At 61.7% G+C, this 19,538-nt stretch carries 23 protein-coding genes; 7 read left to right on the top strand and 16 right to left on the bottom strand.

Annotated elements, in window-relative coordinates:
• Positions 1 to 11 precede the first annotated feature (11 nt).
• From GM658_RS14680 to GM658_RS14660, 5 genes are all read right to left on the bottom strand, one after another.
• Entirely contained in the window at positions 12 to 464 is a 453-nt protein-coding gene (locus GM658_RS14680; RefSeq protein ID WP_155454802.1) for a GNAT family N-acetyltransferase, read from the bottom strand.
• Positions 465 to 505: 41 nt separating this feature from the next.
• A complete protein-coding gene (locus GM658_RS14675; protein WP_155454801.1) occupies positions 506 to 823 on the bottom strand; it encodes a DUF4148 domain-containing protein in 318 nt (105 codons plus the stop codon).
• Between the two features lie 55 nt (positions 824 to 878).
• Positions 879 to 1,307, bottom strand: coding sequence for an organic hydroperoxide resistance protein (locus GM658_RS14670; protein ID WP_155454800.1), 429 nt, complete (start codon positions 1,305 to 1,307; stop codon positions 879 to 881).
• A 153-nt stretch (positions 1,308 to 1,460) separates the two neighbouring features.
• Positions 1,461 to 1,976 (bottom strand): thioredoxin family protein, encoded by a 516-nt coding sequence (locus GM658_RS14665; RefSeq protein ID WP_155454799.1) that lies wholly within the window; start codon positions 1,974 to 1,976, stop codon positions 1,461 to 1,463.
• A 2-nt stretch (positions 1,977 to 1,978) separates the two neighbouring features.
• Positions 1,979 to 2,674: a cytochrome c biogenesis CcdA family protein gene (locus tag GM658_RS14660; RefSeq protein WP_155454938.1), complete on the bottom strand. Its 696-nt coding sequence runs from the start codon at positions 2,672 to 2,674 to the stop codon at positions 1,979 to 1,981.
• A gap of 153 nt (positions 2,675 to 2,827) precedes the next feature.
• Here GM658_RS14660 and GM658_RS14655 point away from each other — a divergent pair, with 153 nt between their 5' ends.
• Together GM658_RS14655 and GM658_RS14650 are read left to right on the top strand one after the other, a co-directional pair.
• Positions 2,828 to 3,568, top strand: coding sequence for a response regulator (locus GM658_RS14655; RefSeq protein WP_155454798.1), 741 nt, complete (start codon positions 2,828 to 2,830; stop codon positions 3,566 to 3,568).
• Positions 3,565 to 4,884, top strand: a complete 1,320-nt coding sequence (locus tag GM658_RS14650) for an ATP-binding protein (protein ID WP_155454797.1) — start codon at positions 3,565 to 3,567, stop codon at positions 4,882 to 4,884. Before GM658_RS14655 ends, GM658_RS14650 begins: the two co-directional genes overlap by 4 nt.
• 1 nt (position 4,885) lies before the next feature.
• Here the strand turns inward: GM658_RS14650 and GM658_RS14645 are convergent, their stop codons facing one another.
• From GM658_RS14645 to GM658_RS14615, 7 genes are all read right to left on the bottom strand, one after another.
• The gene (locus GM658_RS14645; RefSeq protein ID WP_155454796.1) at positions 4,886 to 5,890 is read right to left on the bottom strand and encodes a histone deacetylase family protein; all 1,005 of its coding nucleotides are present in this window, start codon (positions 5,888 to 5,890) and stop codon (positions 4,886 to 4,888) included.
• Positions 5,891 to 5,893: 3 nt separating this feature from the next.
• A complete protein-coding gene (gshA, locus tag GM658_RS14640; protein WP_155454795.1) occupies positions 5,894 to 7,486 on the bottom strand; it encodes a glutamate--cysteine ligase in 1,593 nt (530 codons plus the stop codon).
• 119 nt (positions 7,487 to 7,605) lie between these two features.
• Positions 7,606 to 8,439 (bottom strand): peptide chain release factor N(5)-glutamine methyltransferase, encoded by an 834-nt coding sequence (gene prmC / locus GM658_RS14635; protein ID WP_155454794.1) that lies wholly within the window; start codon positions 8,437 to 8,439, stop codon positions 7,606 to 7,608.
• A complete protein-coding gene (locus GM658_RS14630; RefSeq protein WP_229416911.1) occupies positions 8,436 to 8,903 on the bottom strand; it encodes a disulfide bond formation protein B in 468 nt (155 codons plus the stop codon). Before GM658_RS14630 ends, prmC begins: the two co-directional genes overlap by 4 nt.
• A gap of 120 nt (positions 8,904 to 9,023) precedes the next feature.
• Positions 9,024 to 10,100: a peptide chain release factor 1 gene (gene prfA, locus GM658_RS14625; RefSeq protein WP_155454793.1), complete on the bottom strand. Its 1,077-nt coding sequence runs from the start codon at positions 10,098 to 10,100 to the stop codon at positions 9,024 to 9,026.
• A gap of 66 nt (positions 10,101 to 10,166) precedes the next feature.
• Positions 10,167 to 11,441, bottom strand: a complete 1,275-nt coding sequence (hemA, locus tag GM658_RS14620) for a glutamyl-tRNA reductase (protein ID WP_155454792.1) — start codon at positions 11,439 to 11,441, stop codon at positions 10,167 to 10,169.
• A gap of 54 nt (positions 11,442 to 11,495) precedes the next feature.
• Positions 11,496 to 12,185, bottom strand: a complete 690-nt coding sequence (locus GM658_RS14615; protein ID WP_155454791.1) for a response regulator transcription factor — start codon at positions 12,183 to 12,185, stop codon at positions 11,496 to 11,498.
• A gap of 190 nt (positions 12,186 to 12,375) precedes the next feature.
• On the opposite strand from GM658_RS14615, the gene GM658_RS14610 reads away from it, so the two are divergent.
• The gene (locus tag GM658_RS14610; RefSeq protein ID WP_308612975.1) at positions 12,376 to 12,885 is read left to right on the top strand and encodes a hypothetical protein; all 510 of its coding nucleotides are present in this window, start codon (positions 12,376 to 12,378) and stop codon (positions 12,883 to 12,885) included.
• 42 nt (positions 12,886 to 12,927) lie between these two features.
• Here the strand turns inward: GM658_RS14610 and minE are convergent, their stop codons facing one another.
• The 3 genes from minE to minC are packed head-to-tail and all read right to left on the bottom strand — an operon-like array spanning position 12,928 to position 14,777.
• Complete coding sequence (minE, locus tag GM658_RS14605; RefSeq protein WP_155454789.1) at positions 12,928 to 13,179, bottom strand: cell division topological specificity factor MinE; 252 nt, start codon at positions 13,177 to 13,179, stop codon at positions 12,928 to 12,930.
• Positions 13,179 to 13,994: a septum site-determining protein MinD gene (gene minD, locus GM658_RS14600; protein WP_170298813.1), complete on the bottom strand. Its 816-nt coding sequence runs from the start codon at positions 13,992 to 13,994 to the stop codon at positions 13,179 to 13,181. Before minD ends, minE begins: the two co-directional genes overlap by 1 nt.
• Before the next feature lie 21 nt (positions 13,995 to 14,015).
• Positions 14,016 to 14,777 (bottom strand): septum site-determining protein MinC, encoded by a 762-nt coding sequence (gene minC / locus GM658_RS14595; RefSeq protein WP_155454788.1) that lies wholly within the window; start codon positions 14,775 to 14,777, stop codon positions 14,016 to 14,018.
• A 149-nt stretch (positions 14,778 to 14,926) separates the two neighbouring features.
• Between minC and GM658_RS14590 the strand changes: the two genes are divergently transcribed.
• Both GM658_RS14590 and GM658_RS14585 read left to right on the top strand, forming a co-directional pair.
• Positions 14,927 to 15,322, top strand: a complete 396-nt coding sequence (locus GM658_RS14590) for a hypothetical protein (protein WP_155454787.1) — start codon at positions 14,927 to 14,929, stop codon at positions 15,320 to 15,322.
• A gap of 4 nt (positions 15,323 to 15,326) precedes the next feature.
• A complete protein-coding gene (locus GM658_RS14585; RefSeq protein ID WP_155454786.1) occupies positions 15,327 to 15,713 on the top strand; it encodes a RidA family protein in 387 nt (128 codons plus the stop codon).
• Between the two features lie 18 nt (positions 15,714 to 15,731).
• Here the strand turns inward: GM658_RS14585 and metE are convergent, their stop codons facing one another.
• Positions 15,732 to 18,086, bottom strand: coding sequence for a 5-methyltetrahydropteroyltriglutamate--homocysteine S-methyltransferase (gene metE / locus GM658_RS14580; RefSeq protein WP_155454785.1), 2,355 nt, complete (start codon positions 18,084 to 18,086; stop codon positions 15,732 to 15,734).
• 101 nt (positions 18,087 to 18,187) lie between these two features.
• Between metE and GM658_RS14575 the strand changes: the two genes are divergently transcribed.
• Together GM658_RS14575 and GM658_RS14570 are read left to right on the top strand one after the other, a co-directional pair.
• Positions 18,188 to 19,096, top strand: coding sequence for a LysR family transcriptional regulator (locus tag GM658_RS14575; RefSeq protein WP_155454784.1), 909 nt, complete (start codon positions 18,188 to 18,190; stop codon positions 19,094 to 19,096).
• Between the two features lie 128 nt (positions 19,097 to 19,224).
• Positions 19,225 to 19,497 carry a hypothetical protein gene (locus GM658_RS14570; protein ID WP_155454783.1) on the top strand — a complete coding sequence of 91 codons (273 nt, stop codon included), beginning with the start codon at positions 19,225 to 19,227 and terminating at the stop codon, positions 19,495 to 19,497.
• The last annotated feature ends 41 nt before the right edge of the window (positions 19,498 to 19,538 follow it).

The following is a 19,538-nucleotide window of genomic DNA, read 5'->3' as shown; positions in this document are numbered from 1 at the left end:
CCGTTTTTTTATTAACGCAGCATTTCCAGGTGGGGAATGCCGTCTTCGTCGTAGGGGTCGCCGACCGCCTTGAAGCCAAAGCTTCCGTAGAATTTTTCCAGGTGTGCCTGGGCGCCGATGCGGATGCGCTGGCCGGGATGCAGGGCTTCGGCGCAGCGGATGCCCTCGGCAATCAGCTGGCGCCCCGCGCCGCTGCCGCGCGCAGCCTGGGTGGTCAGTACCCGCCCCAGCGACATTTCAGGATATTTGATGCCGGGCGCGATACAGCGCAAGTAAGCGGCGAGCGTGCGCTTGCCGCCAATCTGCTGCCAGCCGAGCAGGTGGTAGGCGTCCTGGTCGCAACCGTCCAGGTCGGAGTAAAAACACTGCTGTTCAATCACGAAGACCTCTTGCCGCTGCCGCAGCATTTCATAGAGATCTGCGTTGGGAATGCTGTTGAAGTCCAGCCACTGCCATTCAATCATTGGTCGCCTCGCAGGATGGGAGGCGACCATTGTATGCCAGCTTATTGTTCAGTGCGGATCTCGCCGTTTTTGATGGCTAAAGCCAGCTCAGCCTTCACTTCAGCGCGCGTTTTGCCGCGCATTGGGGAGGCGAAGTCCAGTGGATACAGCTCGCCGGTGAGCAGCTCACCGCGGCGCAGCGCGGCAATGGTTTCGGCACGCACTTCGGCACGGGTTTTGGTCGAGACGAAGGTAGTGTCGGGTTGCGAGCCGTCGTAGGCTTCGCCCGATGGCGACGTGCGCGTGGTCGGTGGCGCTGCCTGGGCTGCGGTGGAGAGGGCCAGGACGCTGCCTGCGATGAGGATTGCGAATGCTTTCATGATATTTCTCCTTGAAGGTGGGCACGGCCGCCATGGCCGCCGCGCCCTTTCTTGCTTATACGATAGTCAGGGTGACGTCGATATTGCCGCGTGTCGCGTTCGAGTACGGGCACACGATGTGGGCGGCGTTCACCAGCTTTTCTGCGGTTTCACGGTCCAGGCCAGGCAGCGAAATCTTCAATTCCACTTCGATGCCGAAGCCGGTTTCGATCGGGCCAATGCCGACGGTGGCGTTGATCGAAGCATCTGCCGGAACCGCGATCTTGTCGCGGCCGCCAACGAACTTCATGGCGCCGATAAAGCAGGCCGAGTAGCCGGCTGCGAACAACTGCTCAGGATTGGTGCCGAAAGCGCCATTGCCGCCCAGTTCTTTTGGAGTGGTCAGCTTGACGTCCAGTGCGCCGTCGCTGGAGACGGATTTGCCTTCGCGGCCGCCGGTGGAAGTTGCGTTTGCGCGGTACAGGATGTTTGCGATCTTAGCCATGATGGGTTTCCTTTTCGTGAGTAGTGAGCGATTAACTAGCGTGCTATTTGTTTCCAGTTTCAGGGGCGATATCTGCTGCCCATGTGCACACTATAGATAGTGTGCGATTTAATTGCAAGCTATTTTTGAAGAATTTTTCGCTCATGAGGAAACTCACTCGGTTTGTGCCAGCAATTGCTGGATCCGCGCTTCGGTTTGCTCGTACTGGCCTTCACCAAAGTGTGTGTACACTACCTGGCCTTTTTTGTTGATTAAATAGAAAGCTGGCCAGTAGCGGTTGTTGTACGCATTCCAGGTGTCGTAGCGGTTGTCCTGGGCGACTGGATAGCGTATGTCAAATCGTTTCAGGGCGGCGCGCACATTCTCTGTCTTGCGCTCAAATGCATATTCCGGCGTGTGGACGCCGATCACGACCAGTCCCTTGTCTTTATAGGTGTCGTGCCACTTCACGACGTGGGACAGGGTGTTGATACAGTTTATGCAGTCATAGGTCCAGAAATCAACCAGAACAACTTTGCCGCGCAGCTGCTTCATGCTCAGCGGCTCGCTGTTCAGCCATTGGTTGATGCCCGTGAAGTCAGGCGCCGCGGCCGGTGCGGCGGCGCTGGCGCCGGCTGATGCGCCGAGCAGGGTCGCAGCAGCGGCCAGGAATTTCAGGGTCTTCATCATGATTACAGTCCTTTCAGGGTTGGGAAGTGTTGGGCGGCCCAGGAATAGGCCAGGGTGTCGTATTGCAGGTAAATCGCGACGGCGGTGGCAACCACCAGCACGCCGAATACTTGTTGCAGGCGCTGGGCATGGCGCGCCACGGTGCGCACGCGCTGGGTGGCGTACTGGCCGCCGTAAATAATGCCGAGCATGGGCACCGCGGCGCCGATGGCGTACAAGGTAAGCAGCAGGGCTGACCAGGCCGGATCCTGCGCCTTCACCACCAGCACCAGGATCGAAGCCAGCACCGGACCGGCGCATGGCGTCCACACGGCGCCGAGCGAAACGCCCAGCAGGAAGGCGCCGCCATTGCTGCCGTCATCGGCGCGCGGCGCGCCGCTGTGGCCGGGCAGGCGCGCCAGCAGCCATTCATAAGGCGCCGGCCAGACGCGGAACAGGCCGGAAAGACCAAGCAGGGCGATGGCCGTATTGCGCAGCACATCCTGCGCCACTTCGATGGCGCTGGACACGGCGCCCAGCAGCATGGCGACACTGGCAAAGCTCAGGATGAAGCCGGCCACGATGAACAGCGGGCGGCGGCGGTTGCGCTGGTTGACGCCGGAGCCCAGCAGGATAGGCAGCATGGGCAGTACGCAGGGTGAGGCGACGGTCAATAGGCCGGCCAGGAAAGCCAGCGGAGTATCGAGCGGGTTGGTCATGGTCAGCTCCGTGTTGTGGAATGGCTCCATTGGACCGCCCCCAGGTATCCGCCATATTTCGCGGCACCCCCATCTGTGCAATGTTTTGTGTCCTCGCGACGCCCGTACACACTGGGATACAAATCTCCCCGCCGCATTGGGTATGATGGCTCCATGGAAAACCAAGACCACATCCTGATCGTTGACGACGACCGCGATATCCGCGAGTTGATCGGCGCCTATTTGCAGAAAAACGGCCTGCGCGTCTCGCTCGCCGCAAACGGACGCCAGATGCGCGCCGTAGTGGAAGAGGACACCCCGGACCTGATCGTGCTGGACCTCATGCTGCCCGGCGAAGACGGCCTCACGCTGTGCCGCGACCTGCGGGCCGGCAAACACAAGGCCATCCCGGTGTTGATGCTCACTGCGCGCAATGACGAAACCGACCGCATCATCGGCCTCGAAATGGGCGCCGACGATTACCTGCCCAAGCCCTTCGCGGTGCGCGAACTGCTGGCGCGCATCAACGCCGTGCTGCGCCGCACGCGCATGCTGCCACCGAATATGCAGGTCAATGAAGCGGTGCCGATGCTGGCCTTCGGCGACTGGCGCCTGGACACCGTGGCGCGCCACCTGCTCGATGCCGACGGCACCCAGGTTGCGCTGAGCGGCGCCGAATACCGCCTGCTGCGCGTCTTCCTCGACCACCCGCAGCGCGTGCTGACGCGCGACCAGCTGCTCAACCTGACCCAGGGCCGCAACGCGGACCAGTTCGACCGCTCGATCGACTTGCTGGTGAGCCGTGTGCGCCAACGCCTGCGCGACACGGCGCGCGAACCGCGCTATATCAAGACGCTGCGCAGCGAAGGCTATGTATTCTCGGCAGCCGTGACGCTGGCGGCAGGCGAGCCATGATGCGCCTGCACTGGCCGCGCACGCTGTTCGCGCGCCTTGGTTTGCTGCTGTGCTTTGGCGTGGCGGTGGCGCAGGGCTTGTCGTTCTGGCTCACCGTGCGCGAACGCAACGAAGCCACCACCAATATGATGATGGGCTATATCGAGCGCGAGGTCACCACGTCGGTGGCCCTGCTTGATGCCTTGCCTGCCGCGGAGCGCGCCGCCTGGCTGCCGCGCCTGGCGCGCCGCAGCTACGAGTTCAGGCTGGAGGAGTGCGACGAATCGCTGCCGCACCTGGAAGTGCTGGAAGCAAATGCCGTGCGTTCGTTTGAAGAGGGCGTCGGCAAGCAATACAAACTGACGGTGCACCAGATCATCGGCGAGCATGAACGCTACCAGGTGCACCTGCGACTGAGCGACGGCATGCCGCTGACCATTGATTTCCGTCCGATGCGCAGCGTCCCGATGTCGCCCTGGTTCGGCGCCTTGATGGCAGCGCAGCTGGCCGTCTTCGCCCTGTGCTGCTGGCTGGCGGTGCGCCTGGCGACGCGGCCGCTTGAGCAGCTGGCGCTGGCTGCCGATGCGCTGGGGCCCGACATGCAGGGCGCGCACCTGCCGGAGAGCGGTCCGTCCGAAGTGGCGCGCGCCGCACGGGCCTTCAACGCCATGCAGCAGCGCATTGCAGGCTATATGGGGGAACGCATCCAGATCCTGGCTTCGATCTCCCACGACTTGCAGACCCCGATCACGCGCATGCGCTTGCGGGTCGACATGATGGATGACGAGACGCAGCAGGCCAAGCTGCGCCAGGATTTGCAGGCAATGGAACAGCTGGTGAAGGAAGGCGTGGCGTATGCGCGCACTCTGCATGGCACCAGCGAAGCGCCGACCCGCATCGATCCCGACGCGCTGCTCGACAGCATGGTGCACGACTACACCGACGCCGGCCAGCAAGTCACGCTGCATGGCACAGTCGGACATCCGATGGAGATGCGGCCGCAGGCACTGCGCCGCGTCCTGGGCAACCTGATCGACAACGCGCTTAAATTCGGCGGCAGCGCCGAGGTGCACGTCGCGCCGGACCAGCGTGCGCCAGATACCGGCGGCGGCATCGTGGTGCGCGTGCTTGATCGCGGCCCCGGCATCCCTGAGGAGTCGCTGCAAGCCGTGTTCGAGCCATTCGTGCGGCTCGAATCTTCACGCAGCCGCGAGACCGGCGGCACGGGATTGGGGCTGGCGATTGCGCGCCAGCTGGCGACGGCGATGGGCGGCACCCTGACGCTGCACCAGCGCGAAGGCGGCGGCCTGGAAGCGCGGCTGGCGCTGCCCGGCTAAGCTAGTCCACTGCGCAGTCGAAGCCTTCGAGCACGTTCACGATATTGGTGCCCAGCTCGCGCAGCGGGCTGCCGCCTTCCAGCACGAAGGCGGTGGGGAAGCCAAGCCAGGCCAGGCGCTCGCCAGCGCGCAGGAAGTCGGCGGCCTGCAGGCCAAAGCCGCCATGCGCTTCGCCTGCGAAAACATTCCCGCCCAGCGCGACCACCAGCGCCTCCGGGCGGAACATGTTCAAGCGCAGGCAGGCCGTTTCCAGCGCAGCGAACCAATCGGCGGAACCGGCGCCTGGCGCCAGCGGCAGGTTGATGTTGCAGCCAACTCCCGCGCCGCCGCCCGTTTCATCGGCATGGCCCGAGAACCAGGGCGAGGCGTGGCGTGGATCGGCATGGATAGAGACGCACAGCACGTCGGAACGCTGGTAGAAGATACCCTGCGCACCATTGCCATGGTGGTAGTCCAGGTCGAGGATGGCGACGCGCGACAGGCCGTCATCCAGCAGGTGCTGGGCCGCCAGCGCCGCGTTATTCAGGTAGCACCCGCCGCCGCAAAAGTCGGCGCCCGCGAGGTGGCCCGGCGGCTGCGTCAGCGCGAAGGTAGCGCGCTCGCCCACGCGCAGCGCATGGGCGGCGTTGACGGCGCAATCGGCGCCCGTCTTGGCCGCCGTCCAGGTGCCGGCCGTGATGGGCGTGGCGCTGTCCATCGAATACAAGCCGAGGCGCGCGGCGAACTGTTCGGGTTCAATATCGGTGCGGAATGTGCGCACCGGCCATTGCGTGGCAATGGCGGGAAGGGAAGCGTTGCCCGGTGCGGCGGCCGACCATTCGGCCCAGGCGGTGCGCAGGAAATGCAGGTAGCGCGGCGCATGCGTGCGCTCCAGTGCCATCAGCGGCACGCCATGCGGCGTAACGATCCGGCCCAGACCGCGCCGGCCCAGCTCGGACAGCACGCTTTCAACGCGCTGGGTGTGACCGGCGTGCTGTGCGTGCTGTTCGTTGAAGAAGGTGAGCAAGGGTCAGGTGCAGTGGTTCGGGCACAGGTTGCTGGCACGGTAGGCTTTGACGTAATCGTCGAAGCTGCCGGTCTGGCTGCGCTCCATCGCTTCCTGCTCGGCGATGGAGACGCGCGCCATTTCAGTGAAGCGCGCCACGTCTTCCGCGCTTGGCGGATGGCTGCGGAAAAACGCTGCATGCTTCTCGCTCTGGTGCAGTCCAAAAGCGGAGAACGACTTGCCGTTCTCGCGCAGCGCCTGCAGCACGCGTGCCGATGGCGTCGTCTCAGGATCGTGCAGCTTGGCTGCCTGCGCTTCGAGCGCCGCCATATGTTCGCGGCCGCCGTGTTCGCGGTCCAGCAACTCCGCCACAGGCTTGAAGCGCTCCAGTAAATCCAGGCCCCACTGCTTCAGCGTGACTTCCTCGCCGGCGCGGGTCAAGGTCAAGCCAGGACGGCGGCCTTCCTTCACCGTGCGTGCGAAATTACGCGCCAGCAGTTCGCCATGTTCCGGCGTGATCAGCGGGCTTTCCTCCAGGGCGCTGAACAGCAGGAACACATCGAGGAAGCGCCCGGTCTGCACATTGATGCCGACAGGTTCGAACGGATCGACGTCCATGCAGCGCACCTCGATGTACTGCACGCCGCGGTTGCACAGCGCCTGGATTGGGCGTTCGCCGGTGTTGATCACGCGCTTCGGGCGGATGGTGGAGTAATACTCGTTCTCGATCTGGATCACATTGGTCGACAGCTGCACCCACTCGCCATTCACCTTGGTGCCGATCTTTGCGTACGGCTCGTAAGGCTGGTTGACCGCCTTGGTCAGCGTAGCGACGTAGGAGTCCAGGCTGTTCTCATGCGGGTGCAGGCCGGACTGCGCCTCGTTCTGGTAACCCAGGTCGCTCATGCGCAGGCTGGTCGCATAGGGCAGGTAGAGCGTATCGCCCGACAGCTTTTCCAGCTTGTGCGGACGGCCGCGCAGGAAGCCTTCCGCCAGCGCAGGCGAAGCGCCGAACAAATACATCAGCAGCCAGCTGTAGCGGCGGAAGTTGCGGATCGTCGCCAGGTAGGCTTCCGACTGGTAGGCCTTGGGCGAGACGTGGGTCGCGCCTTCGTTCTCGGCCAGGATGCGCCACAGGCGCTCGTCCAGCGAATAGTTGTAGTGGATGCCGGCGATGCACTGCATTGCCTTGCCATAACGCAGGGCCAGGCCGCGGCGGTACACGTGTTTCAGCATGCCCAGGTTGGACTTGCCGTACCATGCGATCTCGATGTCTTCTTCGGGCGGCAGCTCGCAAGGCATGGACTGGCTCCAGATCAGTTCATTGCCCAGCTTCGTGTAGCTGAAGCGATGGATCGCATCCAGCTTTTCCAGCGTGGTGGCGATATCGCGCTCCGCCGGCGTGATGAACTCCAGCAGCGTCTCGGCGTAATCGGTGGTGATTTGCGGATGCGTCAGGGCCGAGCCCAGCGCCAGGGGATGGGGCGTACGCGCCAGGTGGCCATCCGGCTGCACCCGCAGGGTTTCTCGCTCAATGCCGCGCAGGCCGCCACCCAGCACCGCACGGTGCTTATCGTCGGCCAGCAAGGCCAGGCGGCGAGTCAATAGATTGGACAATTTGCTTCCTTTCCGATGCAGCAAATCAAATTGGTGCGAGATTAACCGAAAACCGAAAAGCGCGTACGATGCCCCCCAAAAACGGCCGGGAAGCGGCATGTTGCCGTATTTTACCCGGGTCAGGAGGCCGGACGCCTGCCGCCGCTGACCCGCTCGATGCCGGCCAGATCCTGCCAGCTTTGCACCTCAGTGTAACCGGCGGCGGACAAGAGGCCGCGCACGGCGTCCGCCTGGTCGTAACCATGTTCCATCAGCAGCCAGCTGCCTGGCGCCAGCCTGGAAGGGGCGCCGCCGATGATGGTGCGCAGGGCGCTCAGGCCATCCGCGAAATCGGTCAGCGCACCGCTCGGTTCATAGCGCAAATCGCCCTCGGACAGATGGCGGTCGCCGTCGGCGATATATGGAGGATTGGAGACGATCAGGTCAAATTGTTCGGACTCCACAGCGCCATACCAGTCGCTATGCAGGAAGCGCACCTTGGCCTTGTTACGCAGCGCATTGCGCGCGGCCACAGCCAGCGCCTCCTGGCTGACATCCAGCGCGGTCACGCTGGCATCGGGACGGTTATGTGCAATCGCGACGGCGATGGCGCCGCTGCCGGTGCCCATGTCCAGCACCCGGCCACGCGGCGGCAAGCGCACCAGCGCCAGTTCCACCAGCAATTCGGTATCGGGGCGTGGAATCAGCACTGCCGGCGTCGTCTCGAAATCGAGTCCGAAGAACTCGCGCTGGCCAATGATGTAAGCCACGGGCTCGCCGTCATGCCGGCGCTGCAGCAGCGTCGCCACGCGCTCCGCTTCGTCCGCGTTCAGGGCACGGTCGGATTGTGTAATCAACGCTGTGCGGCTGATCCCCAAGGCGTGACAGACCAGGATGCGCTGGTCGACCGGATCGAGCAGCGGCTTGCGCTGCAAGACGCCAAGCGTCATCCCGGCCGTGACCTGGTTTTTCATGCGCGTTTGCGCAGCACCAGCCAGGCCGTGCCGATGGCCAGGATCCCGAACCAGATGAAGGACCAGACAGGAATCTGCAGGCCCATGAATTTTTCAGTGGCGTCCTGGCACAGGCCTTCCGCATAGAACAGCCAAGGCAGGAATTCAGCGGTCGGAATCTTGTTCAGCGCCGTTTCCATAGGATCGATGCCGCAGGACAGGCCAGGGTGAGCCAGGATCCACAACTGCTTGCCCGCCACACCCAAACCGCCCAGTGCCGCCAACAGGCCGATGCCGGCCGCCAGCTTGGGCTTGGAAGTAAAGGCGCCAAGCAGCGCCGCCAGGCCGACAGCGATGAACAGGTAGCGCTGGATCACGCACAGCGGGCAAGGCATCAGGAACAGCACGTGCTGCAAGTACATCGCAGCGCCGATCATGGCAAAGCTCACAAAGGCGATCGCCAGCAGAACGTTACGGTTGCTCATCGTCATCATATTATCAAGGTTGAAAATCCGGCCAATTCTCGCATAAAGCGCTGAAGGCTACCTTAAGCTAAGTCGGGGCCAGGCGGAAAAAGGGGACGTACCCCTTTTTCCGCCTCCCAATCAATCGCCGAGGGCGGCGAGCTGTTCGGCCTGGTGCTCGGTGGTCAGGGCTGTGGTCAGCTCACCAAGGTCGCCGTCCATGATCATGTCCAGCTTGTACAAGGTCAGGTTGATGCGGTGGTCGGTCATGCGGCCTTGCGGGAAGTTGTAGGTGCGAATGCGTTCGCTGCGGTCGCCCGAGCCGATCAGGCTCTTGCGGGTAGCCGCTTCCTTCGATTGCTGCTCGCGCAGCTGCACGTCCTTGATGCGCGCGGCCAGCACCTTCATGGCGGAGGCTTTGTTCTTGTGCTGCGAGCGGTCGTCCTGGCATTCCACCACGATGCCCGATGGGATGTGCGTGATGCGCACCGCGGAATCGGTCTTGTTGATGTGCTGTCCGCCGGCGCCGGAAGCGCGGAAGGTGTCGATGCGCAGGTCTGCCGGGTTGATGTGGACGTCTTCCACTTCGTCCGCTTCCGGCATCACTGCCACAGTGCAGGCGGAGGTGTGGATACGGCCCTGGGTCTCGGTGGCCGGCACACGCTGCACGCGGTGGCCGCCCGATTCGAATTTCAGCTTGGAGTAGGCGCCATTGCCGATAATGCGCGCGATGACTTCGCGGTAGCCGCCAAGGTCGCTTTCAGAGGCCGACACAATTTCCACCTGCCAGCGCGAACGCTCGGCGAACCGGGTGTACATGCGCAGCAGGTCGCCCGCGAACAGCGCCGACTCGTCGCCGCCGGTGCCGGCGCGGATTTCGAGGAAGATATTGCGCTCGTCGTTTTCGTCTTTCGGCAGCAGCATTTTCTGCAGGTCCAGTTCCAGCCCGGCCAGGCGCGCCTTGCCGCCTTCGATTTCTTCCTGCGCGAATTCCTTCATGTCCGGATCGGACAGCATGGCCTGCGCCTCGTCGATATCGCTCAGCGTCTGCTGGTAATCCTTGTACAGCGCCACCAATGGCTGCAGCTCGCTATGCTCGCGCGTCATCTTGCGGTAGCTGTCCATATTTGACGTGGCGCCTTCGGACATGAGCAGTTCGTCCAGTTCGACAAGGCGGTTTGCCAGTTGGTCCAGCTTGGCCAGCATTGATGGTTTCATACGTTCCTGTATTCGAGGGGATAGCACGGGTTGCCGCGCGGGGCGGCAGGAGGAGGTGTGGCGCCGCTAACGGCGGCCGCGGAACAATTGTGGCAGCAGTTCGGCCAGCTGGGCGCGCTCGTCGCCCTGTGCACGGTGCAGCGCCTGCTGCGGGCCGTGCATGAATTTGGCGGTCAGGCCTTTGGACAGTGCTTCCAGCACCGCATCGACAGGCTCGCCCTTGGCCAGCAGCTTGCGGGCGCGCTCCAGTTCCAGCAGGCGAATCACTTCGCCGTTTTCCTGCAGGCCCTGGATGACCGGCACCACGGCGCGGTCGTCGATCCAGTGCATGAAGGACTGCACGCGGGTTTCGATGATCGCTTCCGCCTGCGCCACGGCGGCCTGGCGGTTTTCCATGCCGGTCTGCACCACCTTGCCCAGGTCGTCCACGGTGTACAGGAAGACGTCGTTCAGGCGGCCCACTTCCGGTTCGATATCGCGCGGCACAGCCAGGTCGACCATGAACATTGGCTTGTGGCGGCGCGCCTTGATGGCGCGTTCCACCATGCCCAGGCCAATCAGCGGCAAAGAGGAGGCGGTGCAGGAAATGACGATGTCGTATTGCTGCAGCTGGGTACCCAGTTCGGCCAGGCGCATGGCCTTGCCGTTGAAGCGGTGCGCCAGCGCCTCGCCCCGTTCCATGGTGCGGTTGGCTACCGTGATCGATTTCGGGTTCTGCGCCGCGAAGTGCGTGGCGCACAGCTCGATCATCTCGCCGGCGCCGATGAACAGCACGTTCTGCTCGGAGATCTTATCGAAGATGCGCTGCGACAGGCGCACCGCGGCCGCCGCCATCGATACGCTGTGCGCGCCGATTTCGGTGGTGCTGCGCACTTCCTTGGCGACGGAGAAGCTGCGCTGGAACAGCTGGTGCAGGTAGGTGCCCAGGCCGCCCGCTTCGTCGGCGGTGCGGATCGCATCCTTGATCTGGCCCAGGATCTGGGTCTCGCCCAGCACCATCGAATCGAGGCCGGAAGCGACGCGGAAGGTGTGGCGCACGGCATCGTGCTGCGGCAGCATGTACAGGTGCGGGCGCAGCTCGGAATAGTTCAGCTTGTGGAAATCAGCCAGGAATTGTGCGCCGGCGTCGAGCGGATTGGCAGCATTGCTGGCTGCGTAAAGCTCGGTGCGGTTGCAAGTGGACAGGATGGCCGCTTCATCGCCGCCCTGCGAATTGGCGCAGGCAAACCAGTTGCGCGCTGCCGTGACTGCCGTTCCCAGCTGCTCAGGCGCAAACGCCAGCCGTTCGCGCAAGGCGACAGGCGCAGTGGTGTGGTTGAGGCCGACGGCGAGCAGTTGCATTTCGGTAGAGGCGGAAGATTCCAGACGCCATTATACCTTGCTGCGGTTTCCCTCTCAGGAACCCAGCTTTTCCAGCCGGTAGCCGTAACTGTACACCGGTACCAGGCGGAAGCCGTTTTCTGGCTTTAATTGCAATTTATTGCGGACGCGGGAAACGTGGGTGTCCATCGTGCGCGATGGCACTTCGGTTTCGCGGATCCACACCGCCTCGTGAATGTAGGCGCGCGACAGCGGGCGGCCGATGTTGCGGAAAAACAGCAAGGCCAGGTAGAACTCTTTGTGGGTGACGTCCAGGACTTGCCCATCCATCAGCAGGCGGCCAGGGCGGGTTTCGAACACGTATTGCCCGAATTGCAGCTGCTCGGCGCCATTCTGGCTCGGATAGGCCAGCCGCAATTGCGACTGGACGCGGGCCACCAGCTCGGAGCGGCGCAAGGGTTTGACCAGGTAATCTTCGGCCCCGACCGTCAGGCCGGCCACGATATCGTCTTCGCCGGAACTGGTGGTGAGGAAAATCACCGGGCCATTTTCCGGCAATTTCTCGCGGGCCTTGCGGATGACTTCGGCCGGGTCCATATCAATGACCTGCCAGTCGAGGATCAGCATATCGACGCTGTCCTTGCGCATATTGGCAAGCAAGTCCTTGGCCGTCTGGAAGCCGTGGCAGGCGTGGCCGGCGGAAGTCAGGACCTGGCAGATCAGGTCCGCCTGGCTTCGGTCAGCATCAAGGACAACGATTCTCATGTTCTTTACAGCAAAATGTTAAGAAGCAGTCACACGAATATAACAGAGATTTACAAGAAATAGTTACCAATTTGATCAAATATTGCCAAATAGTACTAATTTCCGTGTTCCGCGCGATGCTGTTCTTTAATCACAAGGTACACTGCTTGTGGGGCTAGCACAATGGAACAGATGGTGACCGGTGGCCAGTTTGGAGAGTGAAAACATGGGAAATGAGTGGACTGTATTGCCCTCGAATGAGGCCGATATCGATGTGGTCCGCGAGCGCTGCCGTCGCTTGGTACGGCGCCGCGCGGCAGTATCGGCAGGTGTTGCAGCGGTGCCAATTCCGGGCGTGGATGTGCTGTCGGACTTGCGCCTTTTCACCCAGCTGATCGATGAGGTGAACCAGGAATTCGGCTTGTCGCCGGCGCAGATAGAGCGCATGCAGCCGAAGTTGAAGCTGATTGCTTACGAGGCTGTGGTCAGCCTGGGCGGGATGCTGGTGGGGAAGGTCGTGACGCGCGAACTGGTGGCGGCTGTGCTGAAGCGCAGCGCGGGGAAGATTGCGGCCAAGCAGGCGGGCAAACTGGTCCCAATTGCCGGTCAAATTGCCTCAGCTACTATTGGTTTCTTTGCCTTCCGGCAGATTGGGTATCAGCATGTGGAGGCTTGCGCGAAGGTGGCGCGGCATGTGCTGGCTGGCGCTGAAAACCGGTAAATCGGTGTCAGACCCATTGGGTCTGACAACGGGTTACCGGTTTTAGGCGTCCGGCAACACCACATTAACGTCAAGTACCTCCAGATTCCCCTGGCGATCCAGCGAAATCTTGATATCGTCCGCCGACACCTTGGTGTACTTCGAAATCACATCAATCAGCTCTTTATGCAGCGCCGGCAGGAAATCCGGCCCCGCACGTCCATTGCGTTCGCGCGCAATGATGATCTGTAAGCGCTCCTTCGCCGCACTTGCCGTCTTTGGCTTGTTCTGGAACAGGAAAGAAAGCAGGGCCATTATTTAGCTCCAAAGATACGCTTCAGGAAACCAGGCTTTTCATAGTCGGTAAACTTCAGCTCAACTTCTTCGCCCAGGAAGCGCGACACCACGTCGGTATAGGCTTCGGCCACGTCAGTGCCTTTGAAGTGGATTGCCGGGTTACCCTGGTTGGAAGCATGCAGGACTTGCTCCGACTCAGGGATGATGCCGATCAAAGGAATGCGCAGGATTTCCTGCACGTCTTCAAACGACAGCATCTCGCCCGCTTCTACGCGCTTCGGCGAGTAACGGGTGATCAACAGGTGCTCCTTGACCGCTTCGCCGCCGGACAGGGCGCGGCGCGACTTGGCCTGGATGATGCCCAGGATGCGGTCGGAGTCACGCACCGACGACACTTCCGGGTTGGTCACGATCAGGGCTTCGTCGGCGAAGGTCAGGGCCATCAGGGCGCCATGTTCGATACCAGCCGGCGAGTCGCAGATGATGTATTCGAAGTCCATCTTGATCAGCTCGGCCAGCACGGCTTCCACGCCGTCTTCGGTCAGCGCATCCTTGTCCCGGGTCTGGGACGCCGGCAGGATGTACAGGTTTTCGCAGTGTTTATCCTTGATCAGGGCCTGGTTCAGGGTGGCTTCTTTATGCACCACGTTGATCAGGTCATACACAACGCGTCGTTCGCAACCCATGATCAGGTCCAGGTTGCGCAGGCCGACGTCAAAGTCGATGACGACGGTTTTGTGGCCGCGCATGGCGAGGCCGGTGGAGAAGCTGGCGCTGGAAGTCGTTTTGCCGACACCGCCCTTGCCGGACGTAACTACAATAATTCGTGCCACAAAGAATCCTTTACTGAACTGTTATTTTGCGGAATTGACAGATTGTATATCCAGACTGTCGCCATTTAAGCGGATTTGTACCGGCTTGCGTGCGTTTTCGGTCGGGAAACCATCTTCAAAAGTACGATAAACACCTGCGATCGAGACCAGTTCCGGGCTCATCGACATAGCGAAAATACGGGCCGAGGCATCGCCGGAGGCGCCCGCCAGGGCACGGCCGTTCAAAGTGTTGTAAACGTGAATACTGCCATCCGCGATGATCTCGGCGCCGTTGTTGACGACGGCCATCACGATCAGGTCGCCGCCGCGCGCGTAAATGCGCTGGCCGGCCCGGACCGGGGTGTCGATGATCATGGTACCGCTGAAAGCTGGTGCCGCCGGCGCTGCCGCTGGGGCAGGAGCCGGGGCCGGCGCGGGTGCCGGAGCAGGCGCTGGCTTGGCGGCGGCCGGCGCTTCTTCGCGCTTGCCGCTGTCCAGTTGCAGGCCGTGTTGCTGGATTTCTTCCACCATGTCCGGCTTGGCGTTGCGCACAGCGACCGGGTTCAGGCGGTATTTTTTCAGGAGGGCGATGGTTGCCGCCCAGTCAATGCGTTCGCAGCCCGGCGCCAGGTCGCCGACGTCGATGACTGCCAGGTCCCCCTCGAAGAAATCGGAAACGCCGCCGGTCATCTCATGCATGGCGGCGTCGAGGGCGACGAGGTCGCTGGTGTACATGATGGCGGACACAGCGACGACGGTGGAAATCTTGATTTCAATAGGCTTTTGGAACGTGCTCTTCGGCATAACAATCGCAAAGTAACGGGCATGGCCCAGGCTGGGTGCATTGTACTTTGCTTAAGCTTGCTTGGGGAGGGTGAGCTCCAGTGTTTATGCGGGCTGCGGGCGGGTGTGCCATGTTAATATTTGCAAAAACGTTAACTAGAAAGTAAGGCATGGAACCTGGCAGCAACCCGTACACCCCACCTTCGGCCGACTTGGACGAGGTTTCACCGAAGCAGGCCACGAAAGTCGAGCGCACGACCTCGATTACCGTGATCTGCGTCATTGGTTTCTTGGGAGCTTTGGCAATGGTGCCGATGTTGCTCACTCTCCCATCCGATCCCATCAGCAACTGGTTCCGGCCTTACCTGATCGCGTCGAGCCTGGTTGGGTTGTTCAGCTTTATCGCCATGTGGCGCATGAAAAAGATTGGCGTGTACGTCTACGCCGGGTTCTTCGTCCTTGGCCAGGTCTTCTTTCTCGCAAAAGGAATGTGGACGCTGTCATCGCTCCTGATCCCAGGCGTAGTCACGCTGGTTGCCCTGAAAAACGTATCTAAGATGAGCTAATGCGATGCCAAGAACACTGATCGACTCAACACTGTTTGCCCCGATTGGTCCTTACAGCCACGCAGTCAAGGCCGGCGGCCAGGTATTCATTTCGGGTACGCCTGGCGTGGATCCTGCGACGGGGCAACTTGCGGGTCCGGATGCTTTTACGCAAACGCGGCAGACGCTGAAGAATATCGAGGCCATGCTGGCTGCGGCCGATGCGAGTCTCGATGACGTTGTGCACATCCAGGTCAACCTGGCGGACGTGGCTGAATTTGCGGAAATGAACCGGGCATATGCCGAGATGTTTTCGGAGCCGTATCCGGCGCGTACGGTCATTGGCGTTGCAGCGCTACCGAAACCGGGCGCCCGGCTCACGATGAATGTGATTGCGGTGCTGAAGGACTGATCCTGGCCTCAGGCGTCGTCATGCCCCATGCCCGGTATCGGACTGGTGCAGCTCCACTTCTGCGCGAAGCTTGCGCGCAGCGGCGACCATGTTTTGCAGCGCGGCGGAGGTTTCCGGCCAGGCGCGGGTCTTCAGGCCGCAGTCGGGGTTGACCCACAGCTGTGCAGGCGGCACCACGCGGGCAGCTTTGCGCAACAGCTCGGCCATTTCGTCGCTGCCGGGCACGCGCGGGGAATGGATGTCGTACACGCCGGGGCCAATCTCGTTCGGGTAACGGAAGCTGGCGAAGCCGCCCAGCAGCTCCATCGCCGAGCGGCTCGATTCAATGGTGATCACGTCGGCATCCAGCGCGGCAATCGCCGGCAGGATGTCATTGAATTCGGCGTAGCACATATGGGTGTGGATCTGTGTCGCATCGCCGGCAACGGCGGCACTGGTGCGGAAGGCTTTCGTGGACCAGCCGAGATACGCATCCCATCGGCTGCGGCGCAGCGGCAGGCCTTCACGCAGCGCAGGCTCGTCGATCTGGATAATGACGATGCCCGCGCTCTCCAGATCGCGCACCTCATCGCGGATCGCAGCCGCGATTTGCTGGGCCGTGTCGGCGCGTGGCTGGTCGTCGCGCACGAAAGACCATTGCAGGATCGTGACCGGCCCAGTCAACATGCCTTTGACTGGCCTGGTGGTCAGGCTTTGCGCATATTCAGCCCATTGCACAGTCATCGGCTGCGGACGCTGCACATCGCCGTAAATGATCGGCGGCTTCACGCAGCGTGAGCCATAGGACTGCACCCAGCCATTGGCCGTGAACGCGAAACCGTCGAGCTGTTCTCCGAAGTATTCGACCATGTCGTTACGTTCTGCTTCGCCATGCACCAGCACGTCCAGGCCGAGTTCTTCCTGGCGGCGGATGGCGTGTTCAATTTCCTCGCGCATCGCCTGCTGGTACTCTGCTGCAGGCAATTCGCCGCGCTTGAGGGCGGCGCGCGCAGTGCGGATTGTCTGGGTTTGCGGGAAGGAGCCGATGGTCGTGGTGGGGAATGCAGGCAATTGCAGGCGCTCGCGCTGCACCTTTTGGCGCTGCACGAAAGGCGAGCCGCGGCGTGATGCGCGCTCGTCGGAAGCCAATGATGCGAGGCGCTTGGCGACGGCAGCAGAATGAACGCGGGCGCTGGCGCGGCGATTCGCAAGCGCCGAGCGCGCTTCGGCAAAGCCTCGCGCCACTTGGCCCGAAACGCGCTCATCGGCAGACAGGGCCGCCTTGAGCAGTGCCAGTTCAGCCAGCTTTTCTTCGGCGAAGGCGAGCCACGGGCGCACCTCCTCGTCCAGCGATGCTTCGGAATCCAGGCTGTACGGGACATGCAGCAAGGAACATGAGGTCGAGAGCCAGACTGGGCCGCTGCGCTTGGCAAGCACCGGCAACAATGTCGCAAGCGTCGCATCCAGGTCCGTCCGCCAGATATTGCGGCCGTCGACCACGCCGATCGACAACACCTTATGCGCTGGCATCCAGTCCGCAACGCTGGTCAGCTCGCTGACGGCGCGCACTGCGTCAACATGCAGGCCCGCGACCGGCAGGCGGCAAGCCAGGCTGACGTTTTCTTCCAGCGGCGAAAAATAGGTAGCCACCAATAGTTGCGCGCCAGCCTGGTTGAGCAGCCAGTAGGCTGGCTCGAAGGCGTTGCGCCATGCGTTCGGCAAGTCAAGACCGAGAATCGGCTCATCCAGCTGCACCCATTCGGCGCCGGCAGCGCGCAACTGCATCAGGAGGCGGCTGTATTGCGGCAGCAGATGCTCAAGCAAGCCGAGGCGGTTGAAGCCTGGCGCCGCGTCGCGCTCCTTGCCAAGCCAGAGGAAGGTGAGGGGGCCAAGCAGGACAACTTTGGCCGGGTGGCCGGCAGCGCGCGCTTCAGCGACCTCATCCAACAAGCGCTGGCTGTTCAGCTCGAACGTTGTCGACTCGCTGAATTCCGGCACGAGGTAATGGTAGTTGGTGTCGAACCACTTGGTCATCTCGAGCGCCGCACCATTGTGGACGCAGTTGCACGATTCATGGGCGTGGCCGCCGCGCGCCATGGCGAAGTAGCGCGACGCAGCGGATTCCTCGCCCGTGAACGCAAAGCGCGCCGGCTCGCAGCCAAACAGCTGGATATGGTTCGCCACATGGTCGTACAGGGCGAAATCACCCACCGTGACGAAGTCCAGGCCGTGCTGGCGCTGGATCGCCCAATGCCGGGCACGGAGATTGCTGGCTATCTCTTGCAGCGCCGCTTCGGACGATTCGCCGCGCCAAAAGCGTTCCAATGCGAATTTCAGTTCGCGCGCCGCGCCGATGCGTGGAAAGCCAGGAATATGGGTTTGAATGAGTTTCATTTTTGTCATGCGTGAGAAATATTGATGAAGTAGAGTTTGCTGCATGACGGCATATAATAAAAACGAAACTTTTTATGCATCCACTTGAAAACTTTTCATACATGCTTGAGATTCGTCACCTGCGCACGCTGTCTGCGCTTCGCTCCTCCGGTAGCCTGGTCAAGGCAGCACAACTGCTGAACCTGACCCAGTCGGCCCTATCACATCAAATCAAATTACTGGAAGATCGCTACGGAACCCCTCTGTTTGAGCGAAAATCGATACCGATCGGATTTACCGCAACTGGCGAACGGCTGCTCAAGCTGGCTGACACCCTGTTGCCCGAAGTGGAACGGGCCGAGCGCGACGTATTGCGCCTGTCCCAAGGCGACACCGGCCAGCTGCGCGTGGCGCTTGAATGCCATACATGCTTCGACTGGCTGATGCCGGTGATGGATGCATTCCGTACCCGCTGGCCGGATGTGGAGATTGACTTGGTTTCCGGCTTCCACAGCGAACCGGCCGACCTGTTGCGCAACGGAGCAGCCGACCTGGTGATCGGCTCGGATTACAGCGCCGATTATTCGACCTTCCCGCTGTTCCGTTTTGAGATCCTGACCGTGATGGCGCAAAAGCACCGGCTGGCCGCGCAGCGGCGCCTGTCGGCCCAGGATTTTGAAGGTGAAACCCTGATCACCTATCCGGTCCCCGAACAGCGTATCGACCTGATCCGCGAAGTGCTGCGTCCCGCCGGCGTCGAATTCCAGCGCCGCACCGCCGAACTCACGGTCGCCATTCTGCAATTAGTTGCAAGCCGCCGCGGCTTGGCGGCCCTGCCGAACTGGGCGATCAAGAATTATGTGGACTATGACTACGTGATTGCACGCCCGATTGGCGAGACCGGCCTGTGGAGCGACCTGTTTGTTTCGGTGCCTCCCGCCTTGCAGCACAAGGCGTACGTAGCCGACTTCGTCAACGTGATACGCGAGCAGTGCGCAGCCACACTGGACGGTATCAAGTTATTGTCGTGACATCGCATAGGGATTTATGCAAAATGAAAGCAGCACTTGATGTTTATCAAACATTTATCAGGAATCGCGCACTAACATGAGAAGTCTTGCGGTATCTCAGCCATCAATATGAAGGAAGGAGCATGGGCATGTACGCGTTCAACGATGAATTTTCCCGCGCCGCACAGGCGGCTTTCGACGCGCAACTCGCCAGCTTCGCCAGCATTTGCGATTGGCACCGTGATACCGCGTTGGCTTCTCTCGCTGCCATGACCGCAGCCTCCAATGAATTCCTGGCCATCCAGCATCCACAAGACCTGCTGCAAATGGCAACCGACCAAGGCAGGCACGCTATTGACCGAGCGCAAGCTTTTGGCCGTGAGGCAACTGATGTGGCTTTGAATAAGCCACTGTTCCGGTAGGCCATTGCTGGCCGCAGGCATGGCACTTAGCTAGAATGCAT

The organism is Massilia eburnea (assembly GCF_009720745.1).
Taxonomy (GTDB): Bacteria; Pseudomonadota; Gammaproteobacteria; order Burkholderiales; family Burkholderiaceae_D; genus Rugamonas; species Rugamonas eburnea.
This window is presented reverse-complemented; position numbering and strand designations above follow the sequence as displayed.